Below are 21,212 nucleotides of genomic sequence, written 5' to 3'. Positions count from 1 at the left end.
TCAGTTCGCAGACGTCGTTGTGGCTGTGGATTGCTCCAACGCGTCGCGCACTTGGTCTATTTTTCCGACGGTAGGACCAACGCCTAGAATACCCTTGGCTTCCGCCAAGGTTTTGTCGGTTACGACACCTGTCTTCGACGCCTGAGCCAAAGCCGAGCGCAACGCCTCGTCACTAAGGGCTGGGTCCGTCGGCACGGCATTGGTTCCGTTCTTGAGTTCGAACTCAGCATAATCCATGACATAGGCCCTGATGGCCGCCATCTTCGGATCCTTAGAATTCATATAGGCATGATAATTCCGCTTGAGAGAGTTGAGGCTGCCAAGCTGTGCCGCCGCCGTCTTTACTTTCGTGGAGCCCGTCTTATCGAGCTTCCTGTTTGCAGTCGCGGGCTTTGAGGAATGTGTCGTATGTTTCAGGCTGCCGACGCTTCAATCACTATCGTCCGATTGCGCGGCACTTGACTTTCCATCGCTGGAACTGCTGCTGCCATGGCTCCCGCCATTTCCATTGCCACCGCCGTTGCCTCCTCCATTGCCATTGCCACCCTTGGCGTAGGCCATGTTTGCAAAACCGAGGCTGCCGCCGGCTACCGGAGCGACAGCCAATGCCAAGGCAACAACAGTCGTTCCAAAGGCTGAACTGAATTTCATCTGCGTATTCCTCTCATTCCAGACTATGCTCCTGCCACGCGGTGCAACTGCCACGCGGGACGAGCATTCATGCTGCTCGCCATAATATTGCTGGAAATGGAAGTTTCCACGGGGGACGGACCAATGCCTCAGGGGATCAGACCTTAGCCTGATTGCCGATGGCTGAAAGTCTGAGAACGGATGGGTTGGGATTTACATCAATACGGAGGCTTGCCAACGGAATGAACGGACCACCATTCAACGTGTTGCTCGGCGACGACAGTCATGCCGGCATTGGATGATCATCGCGGAAAGTAGCCAGACTTGCAGACAAATCTCAAATCACTGCTGTCGCCGGTTCGTCTGATCGCCAGCTGGAACTCCCAATCCCTTGCGCGGCAATTCCTGCTGATCGGTGGCCTCGTTGCCGCCTGCGCCATGGTCATCGTCGGCGCCGTCGTCACCAGCCTCATCGAGGATGCCGTTACCCGCAATTCCGCCGCCAGCACCGCTCTTTATGTCGACAGCGTCATCGCGCCGCTTCTCCCGGATATGCAGACAAACGAGATGCTGGACGATACGGTGATGCGCGCGCTGGATGAAACGCTCGGCGAAGGCGCGCTTGGCAGCCGACTGATGTCCTTTCGCCTCTGGCGCAACGACGGCACCGTTCTCTACTCCAACGACAAGAACCTGATGGGAAAGCAGTTCCCGCTGAGCGATGATCTGAAGACGGCATTTTCCGGCACGATGACGGCGCAGTTCAATCAGATTGGGGACGTCGAAAGCGTTGCCGAGCGCGGCAGCGGCAAGCCGCTCCTGGAGATCTACAATCCGGTTCTTCAGCCCTGGTCGGGCAAGGTCGTTGCGGTCTCGGAATTTCACGAAGTTGCGTATGATTTCCAGCGCAGCATGAACCAGGCGCGCTTTCGAAGCTGGCTCGCTGTCGGCATGTTCACCCTCACCTTCTTTCTTATCCTTTCGATGATCGTCCTTCGCGGAAGCCGGACGATCGAAAGCCAGCGCGGCGCGCTCAAGGCCCGCATCGGCGAATTGTCGGCTCTCCTGCAGCAAAACGAGATCCTGCGCGCCCGCGTTCAAAGGGCCTCGCAGCGCGCCGCCGCCCTCAACGAAAGCTACCTCAGGCGCATCGGCGCCGATCTGCATGACGGCCCAGCGCAGCTCGTCGCCTATGCATCGTTAAGACTGGATAGCGAGGCCTTGGCAAATCCGACTGCTCCGGCGCGGGAGCGCGAGCTGTCGCTTGCCGCAATCAAATCGAGCCTCGACGACGCCATGGCGGAGATCAGAAGCATTTGCAGCGGGCTCGTCTTGCCGCAGATCGAAGCGGCGAACCTCTCGGAACTGTTGCACCGCGCAGTTCGCGCCCATGAGCAGCGTACTGGAACCGTGGTTAGCCTGTCCATTTCTGATGCGGTGCAGGAACTGTCGACCTCCGCCAAGATCTGCATATATCGCTTTGTTCAGGAGGCGCTGAACAATGGTTACCGTCACGGCGATGGCGCCACACAGCACGTTGAGCAGCGCACCGATGGCAAACATGTCACGATTGCGGTATCGGATAATGGGCCGGGGTTCGATCCGGAAGATGTTCCCGCAAGCAGCCTCGGTTTGGCTGGTCTCAGGGAAAGAGTGGAAAGCCTTGGCGGCACGTTCGAGCTGAGTTCCTCCAGGGACGGGACGATCGTTCGGATGTCGCTCAACGCGGCGGAAATGGAACAGACATGACGACAGCCATCAGCCTAGCGGTCATCGACGACCATCCGCTGTTCCGCGAGGGCGTCATTCGCAGTCTTGCAGAGATCAGCGGCTTTTCGATTGTGGGCGAAGGCAGCACGAGGGACGATGCCGTCCGCATAGTCGACGAGGCGCGCCCGGATATTCTGTTGATGGACATCTCCATGCCCGGCGGCGGGCTGGAAGCGATCCCGCTGATCCTCGAGCGGGTGCCGGGCCAGAAGATCGTGATGCTGACCGTATCCGAGGCAAGCGACGATGTAACGACGGCGCTGAGAAGCGGGGCAAAGGGGTATGTTCTGAAGGGCGTCGGATCGAGAACGCTGGCAGAGATCCTCCGCACGGTGGCCTCTGGTGAAAGCTATGTTGCACCGACGCTTTCTGCCCGCCTGATCTCCGGACAAGGCAATGCGCCGGCGAAGGCGGATCTTATCCGCGCACTGACGGACAGGGAAAGCGAAGTGCTCCAACTCGTGGCAACCGGCTTGAGCAATAAGCAGATCGGTCTCAAGCTCGATCTCCACGAGAAGACGGTGAAGCATCACATGACGCAGATCTTCACGAAGCTGGGCGTTGCAAACCGCACAGAAGCAGCAATGGCGTTTCGCGACGCGCTGGAAAGAAACGGCTAGTGCACGAAGGATTTCAGTCGCTTCTGGTCGTCCGTGGTCGCACTGCGGTTGATGATGGTGCGACCTTTTGAATCCTTCATGACATAGCGTCCGTTTTGGATGGCCTCGCTCATGCCGTCGGTGTGCTCGACTTTCATCGACGCATCGTCTGAACTGGTTGCAGCATCGGTGTTGTCCTGGCTTTGTTTGGCGCTTTTCCCGCTGGAATTTTTCCCGTTCCCGTTACTATTGCCATTGCCATTGCCATTGCTGCCCCCATTTCCACCCCCGTTCCCGCTATTGCCACCGCCGCCATTGCCGTTACCGCCGCCGTTGCCTCCTCCATTGCCATTACCGCCGCCTTTTGCATCGGCGGTTTCGGCAACAAGCCCGATCGACGATCCACGAATCTCGATGTGATAGGGCATTGCGACAAGCACCAGCGTGAATAGGGTGCAGAGAGAAACAGCGATCGACTTTCCGCGTAAAGACATAGGCTTTTCACACGCTCTCGGATGCATGGACTAAAGGGCCAGGAGAGATTCGCCAGCCATTGTGCTGGAGACAGTGCCTCCGCTACGACATCAGATCGTCTTCGCGACGCAAGTCGTCAACACTTGTCTGCGCTAAAACGCTAATATCAGGCCTTTTGCAACCCCCTTCGGGACCTTCGCCCCGTCCGCCATCAGACTAAGGTCCTAAGGTCAACTCGACTGAAGCCCCGATGGCGAAGACCAAGATTGAAAGAGCGTCTGCCGCTCGGTTACTACTGCCTACAGGGTAGTGGATGCATCAAATATGGGGAAATACAGATGAACGTCCTTCATCACGCTCCGTCGCTGGCGGAAACGGGGCAATTTGTCATGGATGCAGTGGGTCATCTATCAGCTTTTGGCGCAGCTCGGATAACGTCGCGATGAACAGACATTGGAAGACATATCTCGATCACGCGAAACCGCCCGGCGCCGTCGTGGATTTCTCAGCCTCGGCTTTCGCCCTTCAGGTTGCCTTCAATCTCCGGCTCGCCTTGACGCTTGTCGAACCGACACCCGAATGCCTCTATCATGCCGAGCGTGTCCTCGCGGCGGCGGAAATATACAGTCAGGCAAGGGAGGAAGGCTTGGCGCTGCCATTTACCGATGCGGAGAAAGCGCTGGCAGAGGCGGTGACGCTTCTTGCCATCGAATTGGAGCAATGTCTCTCGGCGGCGCGCAGCAGCAGCGCATCCTTGCACAGGAAACATCCGCAACGGCCCCAGCCAGCGTCGGCTGAAGAAGGCCGCTATAGAGGCGTGACATCATAGCTGGACAACCGCTATGCGCGGCGAGTGGCGTGCCTAAAGAAGCATCGACGCGCCGCGGTCGAGGTAGGTGTCGAGAAACTGTTCGAGACGCGGATTTCTCGGCTTCTTGAAAACCTCTTTCGGCTCACCGGTAAACAGCACCTTGCCGTGATCGAGAAAGATGATCTGCTGGCCCACGGTCGCGGCAAAGCCGATTTCATGGGAGACGACCACCATCGTCATGCCCTCGGCGGCCAGATCACGCATGACATTCAGCACTTCACCCGTCAGTTCCGGATCGAGCGACGAGGTCGGCTCGTCAAACAGCATGATCTTCGGTTTCAGCGCCAGCGCGCGAGCAATCGCAACGCGCTGCTGCTGTCCGCCGGAGAGCTGCGACGGATAGTGCCCCGCCCGCGCTTCCAGCCCAACTTTGACGAGCTGCGCCATCGCCACGTCCTCGGCGGCCTTGCGGCTCATCTTGTGCACCGTCTTCAGCGCCTCGCTGACATTGCCAAGCGCCGTCATATGCGGCCAGAGATTGAACTGCTGGAAAACCATGCCGATCTGCCCGCGGATCGACCGGTTGGTGGCGGCCGAAATGCGCTCTCGCACGCCTTGAGCGTTTTCGGTGAAGCCGAGCACCTCGCCATTGATCGCGATCGTGCCTAGCGTCGCCTCCTCCAGAAAGGCCATGCAGCGCAGAAGAGTACTCTTGCCGGAGCCGGACGGGCCGATCAGGCACGAGACCTGACCTTGCGCAATCTCGACATCGATGCCGTGCAGGACGGTAGAGTCCCCGAACTTCTTGACGAGATTCCTGACTGCGATTGCGGGGACGCTCATGCGTTGAAAAACCTGAATCTGGAGAGTTTCGTTTCGGCGAGATTGCCAAGCCAACCGGTGAGTTCGACAAGCACCCAGTAGAAGAGCGCGAGTACGGATAGCGCTTCGACGAAGGCATATTGCTGCGATCCGATAGCACTCAGCGTCGCCGTCAATTCTGGAACGGTGATGATCGACAGTACCGCCGTTTCCTTCATCAGGACGATCGTCATGTTCAGCGACGGCGGCAGCACCAGCATGGTCATTTCGGGCAGCAGAATACGCCTGACAATCTGGCCCTGCGTCAGGCCGACGCATTCACCGGCCTCGATATGGCCCCTTGGCACCGCCTGAAAACCCGAGCGAAAAATTTCGCTGAAATAGGCGGCACCATAGATAGAGATACCGAGCAACCCGGCCGGCAGCGGATCGAGCGACAGACCGACGAAGGGACCGCCGTAGTAAACCAAGAAGATCTGGATCAGGAAGGGCGTGCCGCGCAGGATCGCGACGGCGAAACCCAGCACCTTGTCGAGCAGCAGTCCGCCATATTGCCGGCCGACAGCCACCAGGAAGCCGATGATGGCGGCGGCAATCGTTCCGAGGATCCAGATCATGATCGTGACGCCGGCGCCACTGACGATCGCCGGCCATTGGTCGAGGATGGCATTGATGTCGAAGCTCATCGCGGCACTCCCGGAAGGCGGCGCTCGATCAGACCACCGGCAAGAGCTACGATCCAGTTGATCACCAGATAGATGAGCCCGGCGGACGCAAAGAGCTGCAGAGGCAGGAAAGTGCTGCCGGCAAGGTCCTGCGCCATGCGCGTCAATTCGACGATGCCGACGACGGAAACCAGAGAAGACGCCTTGAGAATGAGGATTGCCTCGTTGACGAGAGCTGGAAAGGTAAGTCGCAGGGCGATCGGAACCTTGATGCGCCGGAAGATCTGGCTGGGCGAGAGGCCTACCATTTCGGCGGATTCGACCAGGCCCGTGGGAACGCTGGCGAAACCGCCGCGCAGGTTCTCCGCCTGATAGGCGGCGGTGCACAGCGACAGGCCAATAATGGCCGCCACGATACTCGGTACATTGATCCCGATGACCGGCAGCAGATTGTAGATCAGCAGCAGTTGCACGAGCAGCGGTACGCCACGGAAAAAGCTGATGAAAATCCGTGCAGGCAGCATAAGGTGGCTGCGCTGCGACAGCAGCATTCCCGACAGGAGGATCGCGATCGCAAAGCCGATCAGTATCGACACGACGCTGATCGTCACCGTGTAGATCGACGCCTGGAGCAATAGTTCAAAGAGTTTGAAGGACATATGTTCGGATGTCGTCCACTTGACAGTCGTGGATCATGCCTCGGCAAAACCCGAGGCATGATCGATTGCTGACAGGCCTATCAGAATGCCGGGTCCTTGATCGAATCCGGCGTATCGAAGCTTGCGCCGAACCACTTCTTCTGGAGCGCGGCCATGCGTCCATCTGCCTTGATCTTCAGGAGAGCAGCGTCGACTGCGTCCATCAGCGGCGCATGGTCGGCATCCTTCAGGCCGATGAAGCCGAAATAGGACTTCTTGCCAAAGGGCGGCAGCACGACTTCGAACGTGCCTTCGCGCTGCTTGGCGACGAAAGCGATGTTCGGCAACGAGTTGGCAACGCCGGCGATACGGCCGGCCGCCAGATCGGCGTAGGATTCCGTGAAGGCCGGATATTCGCGGATCTCGGCCTTGGTCGGCAGCGTATCGGAGAATTCCTTGAGCTGGTCGAGCTGCGAAGTCGCCTTGCCGACCCCGATCTTCTTGCCGGCAATATCTTCAGGCTTGGTGATCGTCTTGTCGCCCGCCTTCTTCAGGATGGCGATGGTGGCTTCGGCGATCGGCGGCGTAAAGCGATAACGCTCCATGCGCTTCTTGGTGATCGTCGCCGGGCCCGCGACGATGTCAAACTTGCCGGCCTCGAGTGCGGGGAAAACGCCGTCCCAGGGGAGCGCCACCCACTCGATCTTCACGCCGAGTTCCTTGCCGATCTCGGCGAAGAGGTCGACGTTCAAACCGGCATGTTCGCCAGCATCGATAAAGTCGAATGGCGCGAAAGCCGTCTCGGTCCCCACCTTCAGGGTGCCGGCCGCCTTGACGGCTGCAAGCGTGTCGGCCGCATGCGCGGAAAGCGTCGCCCCGAACAGGAATGCGGCGCCGACCAGCCCCTTGAGCAATGAATTTTTCTTCATGGTCTTCTCTCCAGTTTTTTTGCTCTTCCAACGGAAGAGTCCAAGTTCCCCAGCGTATTCCCACTGAACGGGCTTCTATGACCCGCTTTTGTCTATACAAATAGATATAGGCAGGCCTACACTGTCAATGTAAAACTCTAGGAACGCAAAAATTGTGCCGGACGGCCAAATTGGAAGCGGCGGATGCAGGCTTTCGGATTTGAGCGCCGTCACTGGATCGAGGTGGGTATTGGTCTCAATTCATCAGAAAATCTTTCGGGATATCGAGACGAAGATCATGAGCGGCGACTGGCAGCCCGGCCAGCGAATCCCGATCGAGCACGAACTGGCTGCGGAATATCGATGCTCGCGGATGACGGTCAATAAGGCGCTGTCGGCGCTGGCGGAGCGCGGCATGATCGTGCGCCGGCGCAAGGCCGGCTCCTTCGTCGCCACGCAACAGATCGACCGCACGGTGATGGATATCCAGGATATCAGCACAGAAGCGGAGCTTGCCGGGTATGAACACGACTATCGGATGCTGATGCGCAGGATCGAAAGGCTCGATGCATCCGACGCCGCGCTGTTGCGCGAGCCGGTAGGCGCAGAGATCCTGCGGCTCCAATGCCTGCATTTGGTCGACGGCAAGCCGAACGCCATCGAGCGGCGGATCATCATGCTCGACGCGGTGCCGCTCGCCAGAGACGAGACCTTTGCCTCCGTGCCGCCAGCCAAGTGGCTGCTGGAGCAGGTTCCGTGGTCGAAAGCCAGGCATGTCATTCGCGCGGTTTCGGCCGATGCTGCGACGGCACGCCTGCTTGAGACCGAACGCGGTGAGGCCTGCCTGACACTCATCCGTCAGACATGGCAGAATGGCCATACAGTCACCTATGTCGAGATCACGCATCCCGGCGATCGCTTTCAATTCGCCGGCGACTTTCAGCCGGCGGAGAAAGAAGTGCCTGACCACCTCGCCCGGAGAAGCGCGACGTGACCGAAAAACGCCCCTTCAAAACCATTCCGCTCAAGGGACTTCAGGCCTTCGAGGCCGTGGGGCGCTGTGGCAGCGTCACTGCCGCTGCCCTGGAACTGAAGGTCTCCCCCGGGGCAATCAGCCAGCAGGTCCGCAAGATCGAAAGCTTCCTCGGCGTTACGCTTTTGGAGCGCAACGGCCGCACTGCCGAACTGACCTTATGGGGCAGGCTCTACCACCAGGAGATATCTAGGGGTTTCGAACAGTTCGCTATCGCCGAACAGAAGCTGGAACGGGCGCGCAACGAGAATGCGCTGGTGCTCAGCGCGCTGTCTTCCGTCGTCAACAAATGGATCGGCCGGCGGATTTTCGATTGGCAGACCCTTCATCCTGACGCGAAGGTGAGGATTGTCGGTCGCGACAAGGAGCCGCGCATGGGCTTCGACGAGATCGATTTTCGCATCAGCTACGGATCGGACGTGCTGCAGCACGAACATTATACCGAACTGTTCCGCGACTGGGTCGTCCCTGCCTGCTCGCCGGCACTGATACAGGGCCATGCTCCTTCGATCTGGGAGCTTCTCGGTCATCCGTTGCTACACGTCGAATGGGAACGGCATTTTACGCCCTACCCCAGCTGGACGGAATTCGCCGCGAAAGTAGGCGTATCGCTCAAGGAAACGGCACCGGGATTGTCCTTCACCCTATCGAGCAGCGCAATCGACGCAGCCGTCAACAAGCGCGGTGTCGTTCTCGCGCAGATGTCGATGATAGCCGATGAACTGCAGGCCCAGACCCTCGTCATCCCCGTCGATATCAGGATCCCGCTTCGCGAGAGCTATTTCCTCGCCTGGGATCGATCCGCTCTTCAGAAGCCTTATGGCGGCGCGTTTCGCGATTGGGTCGTTGCCATTTCCCGTCATCAGGCGCGGATCTCCGCACCATCGTGACATTTTAGAAAAACTAAAACGGAAGACAGCTCCAGCGATATTGATGAAAAAACTTGCGTGGCGATATTTTACGCAGACATCAACGATTGAGATTGGAAGCATTTCATGGCGCGCACCGACAAGATGAAGCTGGGCACTTTTGTCTATACGTTCGGTTTCCACCCGGCGTCCTGGCTCCATCCCGAGAGCGATGTCAATGGCGCCAATGACTTCCGCCATCTTCTTGATGTTGCGGAACGCTCGGAAGCGGCGAAATTCGACTTCATGTTCATGGCGGATTCGCCGGCCGCAGCCGTCGGTGATCCCGATGCGCTTGCGCGCATTCCGACGAAGATGAACCGCTTCGAGCCTCTTTCGCTGCTCTCGGCCCTGTCAGTCACCACCCAGAATCTCGGTCTCGTCGCAACCGTTTCGACGAGTTACTACGAGCCCTACAATGTCGCCCGCCTCTTCGCCTCGATAGATCATCTAAGTGGCGGCCGCGCCTGCTGGAACGTGGTGACCTCCGACCATGACGAGACCGGCTACAACTTCAACCGCGAGGGGCTGGACCCGCATGTCCTGCGCTATGAACGCGGCAATGAATTCGTCGATGTCGTCTTCGGGCTTTGGGATAGTTTCGAGGAAGGCGCCCTGCTTCTCGACCGGGAAAGCGGCATCTATTACGACAAGACGAAGCATCACACGCTGAACCATAAGGGCAAGCATTTCCAGGTGCGCGGCCCGCTCAATATCGCCCGCTCGCCGCAGGGCCGGCCGATCATCGCGCAGGCCGGTGGGTCGGAGCCCGGCATGGACATGGCGGCCCGCACCGCTGAGATCGTCTTCAGCCTCGCCTCCAACATCGATCGCAATCGGGCTTTCTACGACAATGTGAAGAAACGCATGCCGGCCCATGGTCGCGATCCGAACGACCTGAAAATCATGCCCGGCGTCGTCATCAATGTCGGTGAGACAGAGGCCGAGGCGCAAGCGAAGGTCAACTATCTGATCGACAAGATGCACCCGGATGTCGGCAGGCTGATGCTGTCCGAGTTTCTGGAAGCGGATCTACGCGGCGTGCCGCTGGATCAGCCCTTTCCAATGGACCGGCTGCCCGCAGCACCCAAGGGCTCGCGAGCGCTCTTCGACGAGCTCGTCGACTTCGTCAAGAGCGGCCGCACCGTCGGAGAACTCATTCGCCATTACGCGGAAAAGCACACCGGCAACGGCATCACCGGCACACCAACGCAGATCGCCGACTTCATGGAGGAATGGTTCGAGACGCGCGCCGCCGACGGCTTCATCCTGATGTTCCCGACCTTGCCGGCGAGCCTTGACGACTTCGTGACGCTCGTCCTGCCGGAATTGCGCCGGCGCGGGCTCTTCCGCGAGGAATATGAGGGCTCGACCCTTCGCGAAAATCTTGGGCTCTCAATGCCTGTCAATCGGTTTGCGAAAGCCTAGCCTGCATCCCGCAGGCGTTCGGCCAGCAGACCGATCGAGGCCACATCGGCATTGGCAAAGGCAAGGCGCAGATAGCGCTCCTGCCCCTCGCCGAAATAGCTTCCAGGGATCGAGATAATCCCCGCCTGCTTAGCCAACCTTTCAGCGACCGTCGCGGACGACTGGTCGGCGAAGGGATGGCGGATGAAGGCGAAATAGGCGCCGATCGCCGCGATGTCCCAGCCGGGCAATTCCGACATGGTGCTCTTCAGCGCGTCCGCGCGGCGCGCGATCTCCAGCCGGTTACCCGCCCGCCAGTCGGCGAGGATGGGTAGCGCCGCAGCCACGGCATGCTGCGCGGAACGCGGCGCGCAGATCTGCATATTGTCCATGACCTTGGTGATCTCGGCAAGGAGCTTCGGCCCCGCCGTGACCGCGCCGAGCCTGTGGCCCGGAATGCAGAAGGACTTGGAGAAGCTGTAGAGCAGGACGAGCGTGTCTTCCCAACCCGGTTCGGACAGAAGCGCATGCGGCGGTCCGTAACCCTCGGCAAGGAAGTCGCGATAGGTTTCGTCGATGATCAGCCATGCGCCGTATTTCCGGCAGAGCAGAAAAAGCTCGCGCAGCAGCGCCGGCGGATAGACGGCACCGGTCGGATTGTTGGGCGTGACAACCGCCAGCACGCGTGCGCCGGCGGCAAGCGCCTGCTCCGCCGAGCCGATATCCGGAAGGAATCCGTTCGCCGCGTCGCACTCTACCAGTGCGCGCTTGATGCCAAGCATCGCCAGGGTCGTCTCGTGATTGAAATAGAAGGGATTGGTCAGCGCCACGGTATCGCCAGCCCCGGCAAGCGCAATTGCCGTGGACATGAATGCCTGATTGCAGCCGGAGGTGATGTGGATGTTTTCCGCCCGGATCGGCGCGCGATAAACCTCGCTCACATGCCGCGCATAGGCGTCCCGCAGCACATCTTCCCCCTCGATCGGCCCATATCCGGTCATCGCCTGCGATGAAGCAGCCTCACCGAGAAGCCTCAGCATTTCGGGATGCGCGGGGTATCCGGGCACGGCCTGCGACAGGTCGATCAATGGGCCCCTGTCGCCGGAATATTCGCGGCTCCAGGCGACGACGGAAGGAATCGGTGGTGGGGAGAGACGGGCAATGAGCGAATTGGGTTTTGCGGCGGGCATATCGTTTATCCTTTTGAGACCGATTGCTACACCGATTTTGGCCGCCTTCTCAACCGCTTTGTCGGAAGATGCGAGTGGAATAGGCGGCGGAATCTCCCCGCTGCCTGTTGCCACTCCCCTCGCCGTCAAACGATCGGCCACCGGCCCTATTTCACCGAAGGGCTGAAGACCATCAGGCTCAAGATTTCGAACAGCACCTGCGCGCCGGCATGGGCCGTGTTGGTCGTCGCATCATATTGCGGTGCCACCTCGACAACATCACCACCGACAAGATTGATGCCCTTCAGGCCGCGAATGAGTTCGAGCACTTCGCGGGTCGTGAGCCCGCCGATCTCAGGCGTTCCCGTGCCGGGCGCAAAGCTCGGATCAAGACTGTCGACGTCGAAGGAGAGATAGGTCGGACCATCACCGACAATTTTCTTTGCCTTCTCGATGATCGCCGGAATACCGAGGCCTGTCACCTCCTCCGCATGGATGACTGTCATCCCGGACTCATAGGAGAACTCCCAAAGATACTCCGCCGATCCTCGGATCCCGATCTGGATGGTCCGGGTCGGGTCGAGCACGCCGTCGAGAACCGCGTTTCTGAAGGGCCCGCCATGATGGAATTTTGTCTGATCGAACGATCCGCCCGTGTCGCAATGAGCATCGATATGGATCATGCCGACCGGCGTCTTCTTGCCGACCGCCTTCATGATCGGATGAGTGATGGAATGATCCCCACCGACGGACAGCGGGATCACACCCGCATCGACGATCTGGTTGACGCGCTTTTCGATGTCGTCATGGCTGAGTTCGAGGCGATAGCGGCTCTGGAACGGAACATCGCCAATGTCGGCGACCCGTAGATCGAAAACGGGTGCGCAGCCGAGGACGTGATTATAGGGGCCGATACGCTCGATCGTGCGCAGAGCGCGCGGCCCGAAGCGGGAGCCGGGCCGGTTGGTGACGCCGAGATCCATCGGCACACCCAGGATCGCGACCTGCAGGTTACCGAAGTCCGGATTTTCCGCATCGACCGGCATGTAGGGCGCGGAAAGGAACGTCGGGACGCCCGCATATGGCGCAAGCCGTGTTCCGCTTTTCGAAAAGATCTTGTCGGCAACCTTGCGGAACTTGGCGTCGAAAAGCTCCCCACCATGGCTCTCGCCATACTTCTTGCGCAGTGCGTTCAGGCTTTCCTCATCGAATTTCATCGAAACACCTCGGTTGTATGATCGCCGTTTCCATTTGTATCAGCGGCCTTCAGCTCGATTTTCGTCCGTATTGATGACCAAATTCAAGTCTGTCTCTCCGCTATTGCCGCCTCCAGCAATTTTCTCCTGCGAATTATTTGACGATTCGCAACAAACAGAGCGACGCCAGCCTGGGAGGCACGATCGGGTCTCGAAAAAATTTGTAATCAATTATCGCCGGAGAGCTCACAGCAAACTTCGTTCGCAATAGCCTCTCTTCCAGAAACACTCGGAAATATAGAGACCCATTATATTCACATGGCCTGATTAAGCTCCCCTTAGTAAATTGAACCAGACTAAAGGCACTAATCATGAGGCAACTGCGTATCGTCGCGACTGTATTGATGACCGCCATCGGCGGCATGAGCACCACTGTTCTTGCCGCAGAGCCCGCAATCACGCCCACCGACCAGACGCTGATCGGCGCCGAGATCAGCCACCCCATGCCCGAAGCCATGGCGCTGCAAGGACCGCCGTGCCCTGGCCCTTGCGGTGACCCTGGAATGGATGAGCACATGATGGCATTCGGGAGAGGCATGCCCTTCCCGCCACCGCATGGAATGCCCAGTGATTTTCATCGGCCCGACCCCGCGCTCGAGCTTGCAGCCAAGCTGTCCGTACTGGAGACATTGATCGGCATCCATTCCGCCCAGTTGGATGCCTGGAGGGATTATACCAGCGCTCTGACGGATTTCTTCGCCCCGCCGAGACATGAGCCGATGGCCCCGCCGCCGGTTGACGGCGCAAAGCCGGCCAATGCCGACGGTGGCGCCGGGAAGTCGAACGAACTGTTTGGCGAACAGGCTGCCGAACATGCGCTGGATCATGCCGCCAAGGCGCGTGTGCTGAAAGACAAGGCAACGGCGCTTCACAACGTTCTGACCCCCGACCAATTCGCCAAGCTCGAGGATGCCGAACAATCGCTGGATCCAGGCCCAATGGGTCCTGGCTCTCACGGCTTCCACTAGGACGAAGCGGATCTCGACCCAATCATTCCACCTCCGCCTCCACCCGTCAAGGATCGCCCCCACCGGACGCGGTTATCCGATCCTCATCGAGTGGAAGGAGCGGCCCTCCGCAAAGGGTCGACAGGTCCGAGGACGCCCCGCCCGGCGTCCTCGGACCAATTCGTGCAAGGCCATCTCTCCGCAGAGATAATCAGCCCCCCCCGGAAAATCGATCAGCCGGACCGACAATTCCCACCTTGACCGCAAGCAGATGATGACATGCTGAATTTCCCAAACCGGATACCGACACGAACCGAACCGGAGCAAGCGCGCGAAACCGTGCTGCGCGCCACGCCGACGAGCCAGTCGCGAAACAAGCGGTTTCGGCGTCCTGGCCTGGCTCTGGCCGCAACGGCCCTGCTGCTCTGCGCCGGCGCAATTCTGTTTCATGACGACATCTTCCCCGAGCAAACCTCGTCCGCCATCACCGCGCCGGTTACCCGCGGCAATGTCGAGGAAGCGGTGCTCGCAACGGGTACGTTCAAACCGATCAAGCTCGTTGCCGTCGGAGCGCAGGTTTCCGGGCGGATCACAGCGCTGAATGTCAAACTTGGCGACAAGGTCCAGAAAGACACCCTGATTGCCGAGATCGACTCCACCACGCAAAGCAACGACCTGAAGACCGCGCAGGCTTCGCTTGCCAACGTCAAGGCACAGCGTCAGGAAAGCGAAGCCGATCTCGAGAATGCGCAGCTGACGCTGACGCGGCAGCAGACCATCTTCCGCAGTCAAGCCGGCTCCAAGGCCGACCTTGATACGGCGGAAGCCAGTTTCAAAAAGATCACCGCCCAGATTGCCGCCCTCGACGCACAGATCATCGCGGCGGAAGTTGCCGTGGAGACGGCGCGGGCCAATTTGTCCTATACCCGGATTACCGCGCCGATGGACGGCACCGTGCTTGCCATCGTCAACCAGCAGGGCCAGACCGTTAACGCGGCCCAATCGGCCCCAACCATCGTCATTCTCGGCGAACTCGACACGATGATTGTCCGCACCGAGATTTCGGAAGCCGATGTCGTCAAGGTGAAGGTGGGCCAGCCGGTCTACTTCACCATTCTCGGCGATCCCGTAACCCGTTACGATGCCGTGCTGCAATCGATCGAGCCTGCGCCTGAATCGATCACCAGCGACAGCAGCGTCACGTCTTCCAGCACCACCACCTCTTCCTCCAGCAGTAGCTCGACGTCGTCTTCGTCGTCCTCCGCGATCTACTACAATGGCATCTTTGCCGTGCCGAACCAGCACAACCATTTCCGCACCTATATGTCGGCCGAAGTCCACATCGTGCTCGGCGCGGCCAAGAATGCGCTGACCATTCCATCCTCGGCGCTCGGTGCGAAGACTGCCGACGGCTCCTATGGCGTGCAAGTCGTTGCCGCCGACGGCAAGCAGGTGGCTAGGACGATCATTGTCGGGCTCAACAACAATGTCACCGCCGAGGTTCTATCCGGTCTTTCCGAAGGCGACCGCGTCGTGATCGGCGAGGCAAGCGCGACGGTGACGAAAAGCAGCATGGGTGGCGGCCCGCCGCCGATGGGGTTCTAAGCCATGTCGTCCCCTCTCATAGAACTGAAAAACGTCCGCCGCGAACATCAGTCCGGCGATCGCATCATCGCGGTGCTGAAGGACATCGACCTGTCGATTGCCGAAGGCGAGATGGTTGCCATTGTCGGCCCCTCCGGCTCCGGAAAGTCGACGCTGATGAACATCATCGGCCTGCTCGACCGCCCAACCGATGGCACCTATGCCATCGCCGGTTCCGAAACCCATCTCCTCGGCAGCGACGCACTTTCGCAGCTGCGGCGGGAGCATTTCGGCTTCATCTTCCAGCGCTACCATCTGCTCTCCGAGCTGACGGCGCTCGGCAATGTCGAGGTGCCGGCGATCTATGCGGGGCAACCCAGCGAAGCGCGTCGCGAGCGCGCCGCCGCTCTTCTGCATCGCCTCGGCATGGCCGAAAGATCAGGACATCGGCCGGGTCAGCTTTCAGGCGGCCAGCAGCAGCGCGTTTCCATTGCGCGTGCCCTGATGAACAACGGCCAGGTCATTCTGGCCGACGAGCCGACCGGCGCGCTCGATCGGGAGAGCGGCGAAGAGGTACTGCGCATCCTTGCCGAGCTGCATGCCGAAGGCCATACGGTTATCATCGTCACCCATGACATGAAGGTTGCTGCCCGCGCTGATCGTATTATCGAGATCTCCGACGGTGATATCGTTGCAGACAGGCGCTCACCCGGCGAAAGCCCGCGCGCTCACAACTCTCCTCCCAAAACGGTCGCAGGCAAGGCCGGCTGGCGCGAGCTGGGCAGCCGCCTGACCGAGGCCTTCCTCATGGCGGTCCTGGCGCTCAAGGCCCATCGGCTGCGCACTTTCCTCACCATGCTCGGCATTATCATTGGCATTGCCTCGGTGGTCTGCGTTATTGCGCTTGGTGAAGGATCCCAGCGCAAGGTATTGTCAAACATCAATAATCTTGGAACCAACACGCTGGAAATCTTTCCCGGCAAGAGCTTCGGAGACATGCGCTCCGGACGCATCAAGACCCTGATGGTCAGCGATGCCGATGCCCTGGCCAAGCTGACTTATGTCGCAGCCGTCACACCGACGGTCTCGACCAGCAGCACCGTGCGGTTTGGTTCGACGGAAGCCAATGCACTGATCAATGGCGTCGGCGACGCGTATTTCTCGGTCAAGGGTTCCAAGCTCGTCGCCGGTCGCCTGTTTGATGGCGACAGTGTGCTGCGCATGGCGCAGGATGCGGTCATCGACCAGAATACGGCCACGACGCTCTTTGGAGACAAAGGTCTCGATCCACTAGGTCAGACGGTCTTCGTCGGCAAGGTACCCGTGCGTGTCATCGGCGTCATTGCCTCGCAGCAGGGCGGTTTCGGCTCAAGCGACAATCTCTCGGTCTATCTTCCCTATACCAGCGTACAGGCTCGGTTTCTCGGCGACATGTCGCTACGCAGCATTACCGTGCGCGTCAGCGACGACGCCGAAAGCGCGACTGCCGAAGCGGCGGTAACGCAATTTCTGGAGCGCCGTCACAAGGCCAGAGACTTCTTCGTTCTCAATACCGACGATATCCGCCAGGCGATCACTAGCACGATCCGGACGATGACCCTGCTGGTCTCCGCAATCGCGGTCATTTCGCTGCTTGTTGGCGGTATCGGCGTCATGAACATCATGCTGGTCTCGGTGTCCGAGCGCATCGCGGAGATAGGGGTTCGCATGGCGGTCGGCGCGCGGCGGCATGACATCCTGCAGCAGTTCCTGATCGAGGCAGTCCTGGTCTGCCTGCTGGGCGGCGCGCTTGGTATCGCCACGGCACTCGGCTTCGGCTTTGCCTTCAACCGGCTCAGCTCCAATTTCACCTTGGTCTATTCGGTAAGTTCGATCGTGCTTGCCTTCACATGCGCTTGCATGATTGGCCTCACCTTCGGCTATCTGCCGGCGCGCAATGCTTCCAGGCTAGATCCGGTGGCAGCGCTATCAAGAGACTGACGTCGTCGGAACGAACGGTAGGCACCTGAGAGGTAATCCGGCTTCGCCATCCGTGTTGGGGGGCGTCATGGCGAAGCCGGTATGCGGGGGCGGTCAAAAGCTTGCTCGAGCAAAGCTTACGACCAGCACCAATTCTACATGAACCGGCGGCGACAACATTTCTGAACATTGCTGAAACAAGGAGTTTTCGGGAATTTTATTGTCCCGACATTGCCCTTCTGAGGGCCTTTATTTAATAAGCTTTGCGAAGTTATTGCACCTGGCAATCAGCCAGTTTTTCAGAGTTCTGACAAGCACATTATTCGTCATACCGCTAAATTACGATCAAGACTCTGTCATAGCGGCAACTTTGCGCCCTTGCAGGCCATGGCAGTCCGTCACGATACGGGCGTGCCGCCAATTCTTTGGTTGGGACTCTTGAAGGTGATCAATTGCTCCAAGCCCCGAGGATGCCGATTGCGAACGACGATCTCGCCGTCCAATCTCGAGATGATTTCCTTGGCGATGGCCATTCCGAGACCTGCTCCCGGGAAGGATCTCTGCCGTGCGATATCGATGCGGAAGAAGGGTTCGAATACCTGATCGAGACGTTCCTCGGGAATACCGGGGCCGGTATCCAGGATTCTGACGATAGCCTTGTCGCCGAAACGGGCGACCGTGACGGTTGCCGATTCACCATGCGTTGCGGCGTTGATGAGGAGATTGCGCAAAGCCCGGGTGAGTGCCAGGACACCTGCGGAGATCGACGCAGGCTGCAGCTCTCCGCTCTCGATATTCATGCCGATCGCCGCAAGCTCCTCTACGATATCCGCTACGATCGTATCGAGTCTCACGCATTGCAGGCCGTCGCTGGAAATCTCCTCGCGAACCAGCCCAATGGCGCTGTCGGCGATCGTATCGAGTTCTTCAAGGTCGGATAGCCATTTGCGTCGATCTTCATCGTCCTTGATGAATTCGGCGCGCAGCCGCATGCGTGTCATGGGAGTTCGAAGATCATGACCGGCGGCGGCGACCAGTCGCATCCGGCTTTCTGTCGCCGCCTTCACCCGCGCGGATAGTCCGTTTAGAGCCTGCGCGGTAACCCGAATTTCGCCTGGGCCGGTTTCCGGCACGTGCGGCAGCGTTCCATCCGGCCCCATCTCAGCCACGGCCCGCTCCAGCAGTCGAAGCGGCTTCATGATCTTCGAGGCTGCGAAGATGGATACCAGCACGCTTCCTGTGATGATCAGGCCCAGCCATCCTACGAGAATCATCCAGCCTCCGGGTGGCGGACCGAATTCCGGCATCGGCATCACCATCCAATTACCATCGGAAAGCTTGATGGAGGCAATCGTATCTCCACCCGGCGGGCGGGTTATGGTCGCATAGCGCGTGGACGAAACGCGATCCAGCGCTTCCATCAGAAATCGGGAAAGCATCTCATCGCGAGGCCCATCCGCCGGCAGAGCGGCAATCAACAGGCCGGAGGAGACCGCAGCCGCACGATCTTGCTCCGCAAATGTCGCAAGGATCGACAACTGACGGGCCACCGGCTCCATCGTCATGTCCGGTCGGGGCCCACGCATCACCAGGCTGGCTACGAAAGACGACGTGATGACAACCAGAACGATGGCCGTCAGCAGGAGAAGCGCCAGACGAGCACCCAGGGATTTCATGGATCGCCCTTGACGGCGGTTACCGGAACGACGAGCTGATAGCCGCTATTCCGGATCGTTCTGAAGACCGGATCCTCGGCCGTTTCGCCGAGCTTTCGGCGCAGCCGGCTCATCAAGACGTCAATCGAGCGATCCGCGGGATCGCGATCCCGCCCCTGCGTCAGGTCCAGCAACTGATCGCGGGAGAGCAGCCGACCGGATCGCTCGAGAAAGGCCTTGAGCAGATCGAATTCGGCTCCCGTCAGCGTAATAATCTCGCCATTGTCCTTGGTGACGCGGCGAAGCTGCGGGTCCAGGGTCATGTCGGCGAAATGATAACGTCGCTGCTCCGGCTCGGGTGACAAATCGTCATTCACGCGGCGAAGAACGGCCCGAATGCGCGCCGCCAGTTCTCGCGGATTGAATGGCTTGCCGAGATAGTCGTCGGCGCCGATCTCAAGCCCCAGGATACGGTCGATATCCTCTTTCAGGGCAGTCAGGAGAATGACGGGAACGCGGGGCCGGCGGTTTCTGAGGTCGCGGCAAAGATCGAGGCCCGATCCATCGGGCAGCATGACATCGAGAACGAGCAAATCCGGAGCACGCCGGTTAAGGGCATCGTTGCAGCCGCGCAAGTCGCTTGCCGTCGAGACACGAAAACCCTGCTCCTCGAGATAGCGGCTGAGGAGCGTGCGAATCTCGTGATCGTCGTCAACGATAAGGACATCAGGCGCGGTAGTCAGTGTCATGGGCACAGTTCCATTTCTGCTAAGTTTTATACCAACTCCTATTCAAAAGAAGACTTTTCACGGGCAAGTCGCGCAAAATTCCCTGCAGGAAACATTGGTTTACAAAAATCCCGCCGAGGGAAATGTTGAGCAATGGAACAGGGCGGCGCGCCAGGTGCAAATAGGCTATGCCGCACGCTGCCATTCGACGGTCCAGCCGGACAAGCGGCCCTCGATAGCGCCGCTATCCATCATGAACCGGACTTCGATGGGGATTTGCGGCTCGACGATGTCAACATGCAAGGTCGCCTCAAATGAACCCGTCCCCTCCGGACGGACCCGAAGCTTGCCGAGCGTTTCCCCGGAATGGACTTCTATGGTGAAGATCTGGCCATAGCAGTCCTCGTCGATATTGAAAGCCAGATTGACGGTCCAGCGGCCGGGAGGAAGATGAAAGTAAGGGCCGTAGATAACGCAACGCGCGCCGCCTGTGAGATCGATCGAATCCTCGATGCTCTCGTTAGGTTTGTCGCCCGAAAAAAACGTCTCTCGTGGCCAGGAAATGGGCTGCCCGGAAATATCGCCACGCCCGATTTCCAGCGGTAGGAGAACCTTCTCGATCGCCTGTTGCAGAGGTTCGCTGAGTTCGGATCCGTCCTTCTGCGGTGGCGCATAGCCGGCAATAACCGTCGCCGCTGCTTCCTCCAGTTTCGGTGGTGTTGCCAGCAATTTTTTACCCGGCGCCGTCATGCCAAGGTGCAGCAAGGCATTGGCAATCTGCTCGGCAGTGAGATCGATGTTGAAATGTTCATCTATTCGTTTCAGCAGCATGTCGATACCGCTTCGCCCACCGGCATCATTGCGGCGCATGATAAGCGCGGTGGGAGCGTGCGCGATGGGTTCGAGGCAGGCAAGGCTTGCCGAGACGGCCCTGACCAGCCCGAGATCCCGTTGTTCGGTGGAGCGCGCGAGATAGGAAACGGCATCCATCGGATTTTCGAGGAACAGCATGTAGGGCAGATTCACGCGCAGGATCAGCTCCGACAGCTTCGCTTCGGGAAACTGTGAAACAAGGACGGCATGTGCCTTCGTCCGGTTTTGCACATGCTGCCTGAGATCCTCGACCTTATCCGTCGAAATGACCGCATAGTCACCATATGCCTCGCGCGCAACCGCATGAAGCGCCGCAGCGCCCCAGGATGACATCACGCCTGGCATGCCAAAAGCAAAGAGGATCGTCATGCAAGCA

19 protein-coding genes and 1 pseudogene are annotated in these 21,212 nt (G+C 59.4%); 9 read left to right on the top strand and 11 right to left on the bottom strand.

Features of this window, described 5'->3' with window-relative positions:
* Positions 1–651, bottom strand: a pseudogene (locus HB780_RS33465) (hypothetical protein).
* A 303-nt stretch (positions 652–954) separates the two neighbouring features.
* Here HB780_RS33465 and HB780_RS07200 point away from each other — a divergent pair.
* Together HB780_RS07200 and HB780_RS07195 are read left to right on the top strand one after the other, a co-directional pair.
* On the top strand, positions 955–2,379 hold the full coding sequence (locus tag HB780_RS07200; protein WP_183689343.1) for a sensor histidine kinase: 1,425 nt from the start codon (positions 955–957) through the stop codon (positions 2,377–2,379).
* Complete coding sequence (locus HB780_RS07195; protein WP_183689342.1) at positions 2,376–3,020, top strand: LuxR C-terminal-related transcriptional regulator; 645 nt, start codon at positions 2,376–2,378, stop codon at positions 3,018–3,020. The genes HB780_RS07200 and HB780_RS07195 overlap by 4 nt, the downstream gene beginning before the upstream one ends.
* Here the strand turns inward: HB780_RS07195 and HB780_RS07190 are convergent.
* Positions 3,017–3,493 carry a hypothetical protein gene (locus HB780_RS07190; protein ID WP_183689638.1) on the bottom strand — a complete coding sequence of 159 codons (477 nt, stop codon included), beginning with the start codon at positions 3,491–3,493 and terminating at the stop codon, positions 3,017–3,019. The genes HB780_RS07195 and HB780_RS07190 overlap by 4 nt on opposite strands.
* A 422-nt stretch (positions 3,494–3,915) precedes the next feature.
* Here HB780_RS07190 and HB780_RS07185 point away from each other — a divergent pair, with 422 nt between their 5' ends.
* The gene (locus HB780_RS07185) at positions 3,916–4,302 is read left to right on the top strand and encodes a hypothetical protein (protein WP_286202997.1); all 387 of its coding nucleotides are present in this window, start codon (positions 3,916–3,918) and stop codon (positions 4,300–4,302) included.
* 33 nt (positions 4,303–4,335) lie between these two features.
* On the opposite strand, the gene HB780_RS07180 is transcribed toward HB780_RS07185, so the two are convergent.
* The 4 genes from HB780_RS07180 to HB780_RS07165 form a co-directional block, all read right to left on the bottom strand.
* Complete coding sequence (locus HB780_RS07180; RefSeq protein ID WP_183689340.1) at positions 4,336–5,127, bottom strand: amino acid ABC transporter ATP-binding protein; 792 nt, start codon at positions 5,125–5,127, stop codon at positions 4,336–4,338.
* Positions 5,124–5,792, bottom strand: coding sequence for an amino acid ABC transporter permease (locus HB780_RS07175; protein ID WP_183689339.1), 669 nt, complete (start codon positions 5,790–5,792; stop codon positions 5,124–5,126). Before HB780_RS07175 ends, HB780_RS07180 begins: the two co-directional genes overlap by 4 nt.
* Entirely contained in the window at positions 5,789–6,430 is a 642-nt protein-coding gene (locus HB780_RS07170; protein WP_183689338.1) for an amino acid ABC transporter permease, read from the bottom strand. The genes HB780_RS07175 and HB780_RS07170 overlap by 4 nt, the downstream gene beginning before the upstream one ends.
* An 80-nt stretch (positions 6,431–6,510) precedes the next feature.
* Positions 6,511–7,338 carry a transporter substrate-binding domain-containing protein gene (locus HB780_RS07165; RefSeq protein ID WP_183689337.1) on the bottom strand — a complete coding sequence of 276 codons (828 nt, stop codon included), beginning with the start codon at positions 7,336–7,338 and terminating at the stop codon, positions 6,511–6,513.
* 229 nt (positions 7,339–7,567) lie between these two features.
* Here HB780_RS07165 and HB780_RS07160 point away from each other — a divergent pair, with 229 nt between their 5' ends.
* The 3 genes from HB780_RS07160 to HB780_RS07150 all read left to right on the top strand — a co-directional run bounded on the left by HB780_RS07160 (position 7,568) and on the right by HB780_RS07150 (position 10,686).
* A complete protein-coding gene (locus tag HB780_RS07160; protein ID WP_183689336.1) occupies positions 7,568–8,311 on the top strand; it encodes a histidine utilization transcriptional repressor HutC in 744 nt (247 codons plus the stop codon).
* A complete protein-coding gene (locus HB780_RS07155) occupies positions 8,308–9,240 on the top strand; it encodes a LysR family transcriptional regulator (RefSeq protein WP_183689335.1) in 933 nt (310 codons plus the stop codon). Before HB780_RS07160 ends, HB780_RS07155 begins: the two co-directional genes overlap by 4 nt.
* Before the next feature lie 105 nt (positions 9,241–9,345).
* Positions 9,346–10,686, top strand: a complete 1,341-nt coding sequence (locus HB780_RS07150; protein ID WP_183689334.1) for an LLM class flavin-dependent oxidoreductase — start codon at positions 9,346–9,348, stop codon at positions 10,684–10,686.
* On the opposite strand, the gene HB780_RS07145 is transcribed toward HB780_RS07150, so the two are convergent.
* Both HB780_RS07145 and speB read right to left on the bottom strand, forming a co-directional pair.
* A complete protein-coding gene (locus HB780_RS07145) occupies positions 10,683–11,855 on the bottom strand; it encodes an aminotransferase (RefSeq protein WP_183689333.1) in 1,173 nt (390 codons plus the stop codon). The two genes, HB780_RS07150 and HB780_RS07145, sit on opposite strands and share 4 nt — an antisense overlap.
* Before the next feature lie 146 nt (positions 11,856–12,001).
* Positions 12,002–13,051 carry an agmatinase gene (gene speB / locus HB780_RS07140; protein ID WP_183689332.1) on the bottom strand — a complete coding sequence of 350 codons (1,050 nt, stop codon included), beginning with the start codon at positions 13,049–13,051 and terminating at the stop codon, positions 12,002–12,004.
* 350 nt (positions 13,052–13,401) lie between these two features.
* Here speB and HB780_RS07135 point away from each other — a divergent pair, with 350 nt between their 5' ends.
* From HB780_RS07135 to HB780_RS07125, 3 genes are all read left to right on the top strand, one after another.
* On the top strand, positions 13,402–14,058 hold the full coding sequence (locus HB780_RS07135; protein ID WP_183689331.1) for a hypothetical protein: 657 nt from the start codon (positions 13,402–13,404) through the stop codon (positions 14,056–14,058).
* A 258-nt stretch (positions 14,059–14,316) separates the two neighbouring features.
* The gene (locus HB780_RS07130) at positions 14,317–15,642 is read left to right on the top strand and encodes an efflux RND transporter periplasmic adaptor subunit (protein WP_183689330.1); all 1,326 of its coding nucleotides are present in this window, start codon (positions 14,317–14,319) and stop codon (positions 15,640–15,642) included.
* 3 nt (positions 15,643–15,645) lie between these two features.
* Positions 15,646–17,601 carry a MacB family efflux pump subunit gene (locus tag HB780_RS07125; protein WP_183689329.1) on the top strand — a complete coding sequence of 652 codons (1,956 nt, stop codon included), beginning with the start codon at positions 15,646–15,648 and terminating at the stop codon, positions 17,599–17,601.
* Positions 17,602–17,978: 377 nt separating this feature from the next.
* Here HB780_RS07125 and HB780_RS07120 read toward each other — a convergent pair whose 3' ends face one another.
* The 3 genes from HB780_RS07120 to HB780_RS07110 all read right to left on the bottom strand — a co-directional run bounded on the left by HB780_RS07120 (position 17,979) and on the right by HB780_RS07110 (position 21,205).
* On the bottom strand, positions 17,979–19,256 hold the full coding sequence (locus HB780_RS07120; protein WP_183689328.1) for an ATP-binding protein: 1,278 nt from the start codon (positions 19,254–19,256) through the stop codon (positions 17,979–17,981).
* Positions 19,253–19,984, bottom strand: a complete 732-nt coding sequence (locus HB780_RS07115; RefSeq protein WP_183689327.1) for a response regulator — start codon at positions 19,982–19,984, stop codon at positions 19,253–19,255. The genes HB780_RS07120 and HB780_RS07115 overlap by 4 nt, the downstream gene beginning before the upstream one ends.
* A 165-nt stretch (positions 19,985–20,149) precedes the next feature.
* Complete coding sequence (locus HB780_RS07110; RefSeq protein ID WP_183689326.1) at positions 20,150–21,205, bottom strand: hypothetical protein; 1,056 nt, start codon at positions 21,203–21,205, stop codon at positions 20,150–20,152.
* Positions 21,206–21,212: the final 7 nt, after the last annotated feature.

It is taken from the genome of Rhizobium lusitanum (assembly GCF_014189535.1).
Taxonomy (GTDB): domain Bacteria; phylum Pseudomonadota; class Alphaproteobacteria; order Rhizobiales; family Rhizobiaceae; genus Rhizobium; species Rhizobium lusitanum_C.
This window is presented reverse-complemented; position numbering and strand designations above follow the sequence as displayed.

What these genes read in the sequence shown, in the direction of transcription:
- HB780_RS07125 (WP_183689329.1), top strand. Translation starts at nt 15,646, where the DNA reads ATGTCGTCCCCTCTCATAGAACTGAAAAACGTCCGCCGCGAACATCAG.
- HB780_RS07145 (WP_183689333.1), bottom strand. Translation starts at nt 11,855, where the DNA reads ATGCCCGCCGCAAAACCCAATTCGCTCATTGCCCGTCTCTCCCCACCA.
- HB780_RS07180 (WP_183689340.1), bottom strand. Translation starts at nt 5,127, where the DNA reads ATGAGCGTCCCCGCAATCGCAGTCAGGAATCTCGTCAAGAAGTTCGGG.
- HB780_RS07110 (WP_183689326.1), bottom strand. Translation starts at nt 21,205, where the DNA reads ATGACGATCCTCTTTGCTTTTGGCATGCCAGGCGTGATGTCATCCTGG.
- HB780_RS07115 (WP_183689327.1), bottom strand. Translation starts at nt 19,984, where the DNA reads ATGACACTGACTACCGCGCCTGATGTCCTTATCGTTGACGACGATCAC.
- HB780_RS07135 (WP_183689331.1), top strand. Translation starts at nt 13,402, where the DNA reads ATGAGGCAACTGCGTATCGTCGCGACTGTATTGATGACCGCCATCGGC.
- speB (WP_183689332.1), bottom strand. Translation starts at nt 13,051, where the DNA reads ATGAAATTCGATGAGGAAAGCCTGAACGCACTGCGCAAGAAGTATGGC.
- HB780_RS07190 (WP_183689638.1), bottom strand. Translation starts at nt 3,493, where the DNA reads ATGTCTTTACGCGGAAAGTCGATCGCTGTTTCTCTCTGCACCCTATTC.
- HB780_RS07175 (WP_183689339.1), bottom strand. Translation starts at nt 5,792, where the DNA reads ATGAGCTTCGACATCAATGCCATCCTCGACCAATGGCCGGCGATCGTC.
- HB780_RS07150 (WP_183689334.1), top strand. Translation starts at nt 9,346, where the DNA reads ATGGCGCGCACCGACAAGATGAAGCTGGGCACTTTTGTCTATACGTTC.
- HB780_RS07165 (WP_183689337.1), bottom strand. Translation starts at nt 7,338, where the DNA reads ATGAAGAAAAATTCATTGCTCAAGGGGCTGGTCGGCGCCGCATTCCTG.
- HB780_RS07185 (WP_286202997.1), top strand. Translation starts at nt 3,916, where the DNA reads ATGAACAGACATTGGAAGACATATCTCGATCACGCGAAACCGCCCGGC.
- HB780_RS07130 (WP_183689330.1), top strand. Translation starts at nt 14,317, where the DNA reads ATGCTGAATTTCCCAAACCGGATACCGACACGAACCGAACCGGAGCAA.
- HB780_RS07120 (WP_183689328.1), bottom strand. Translation starts at nt 19,256, where the DNA reads ATGAAATCCCTGGGTGCTCGTCTGGCGCTTCTCCTGCTGACGGCCATC.
- HB780_RS07170 (WP_183689338.1), bottom strand. Translation starts at nt 6,430, where the DNA reads ATGTCCTTCAAACTCTTTGAACTATTGCTCCAGGCGTCGATCTACACG.
- HB780_RS07195 (WP_183689342.1), top strand. Translation starts at nt 2,376, where the DNA reads ATGACGACAGCCATCAGCCTAGCGGTCATCGACGACCATCCGCTGTTC.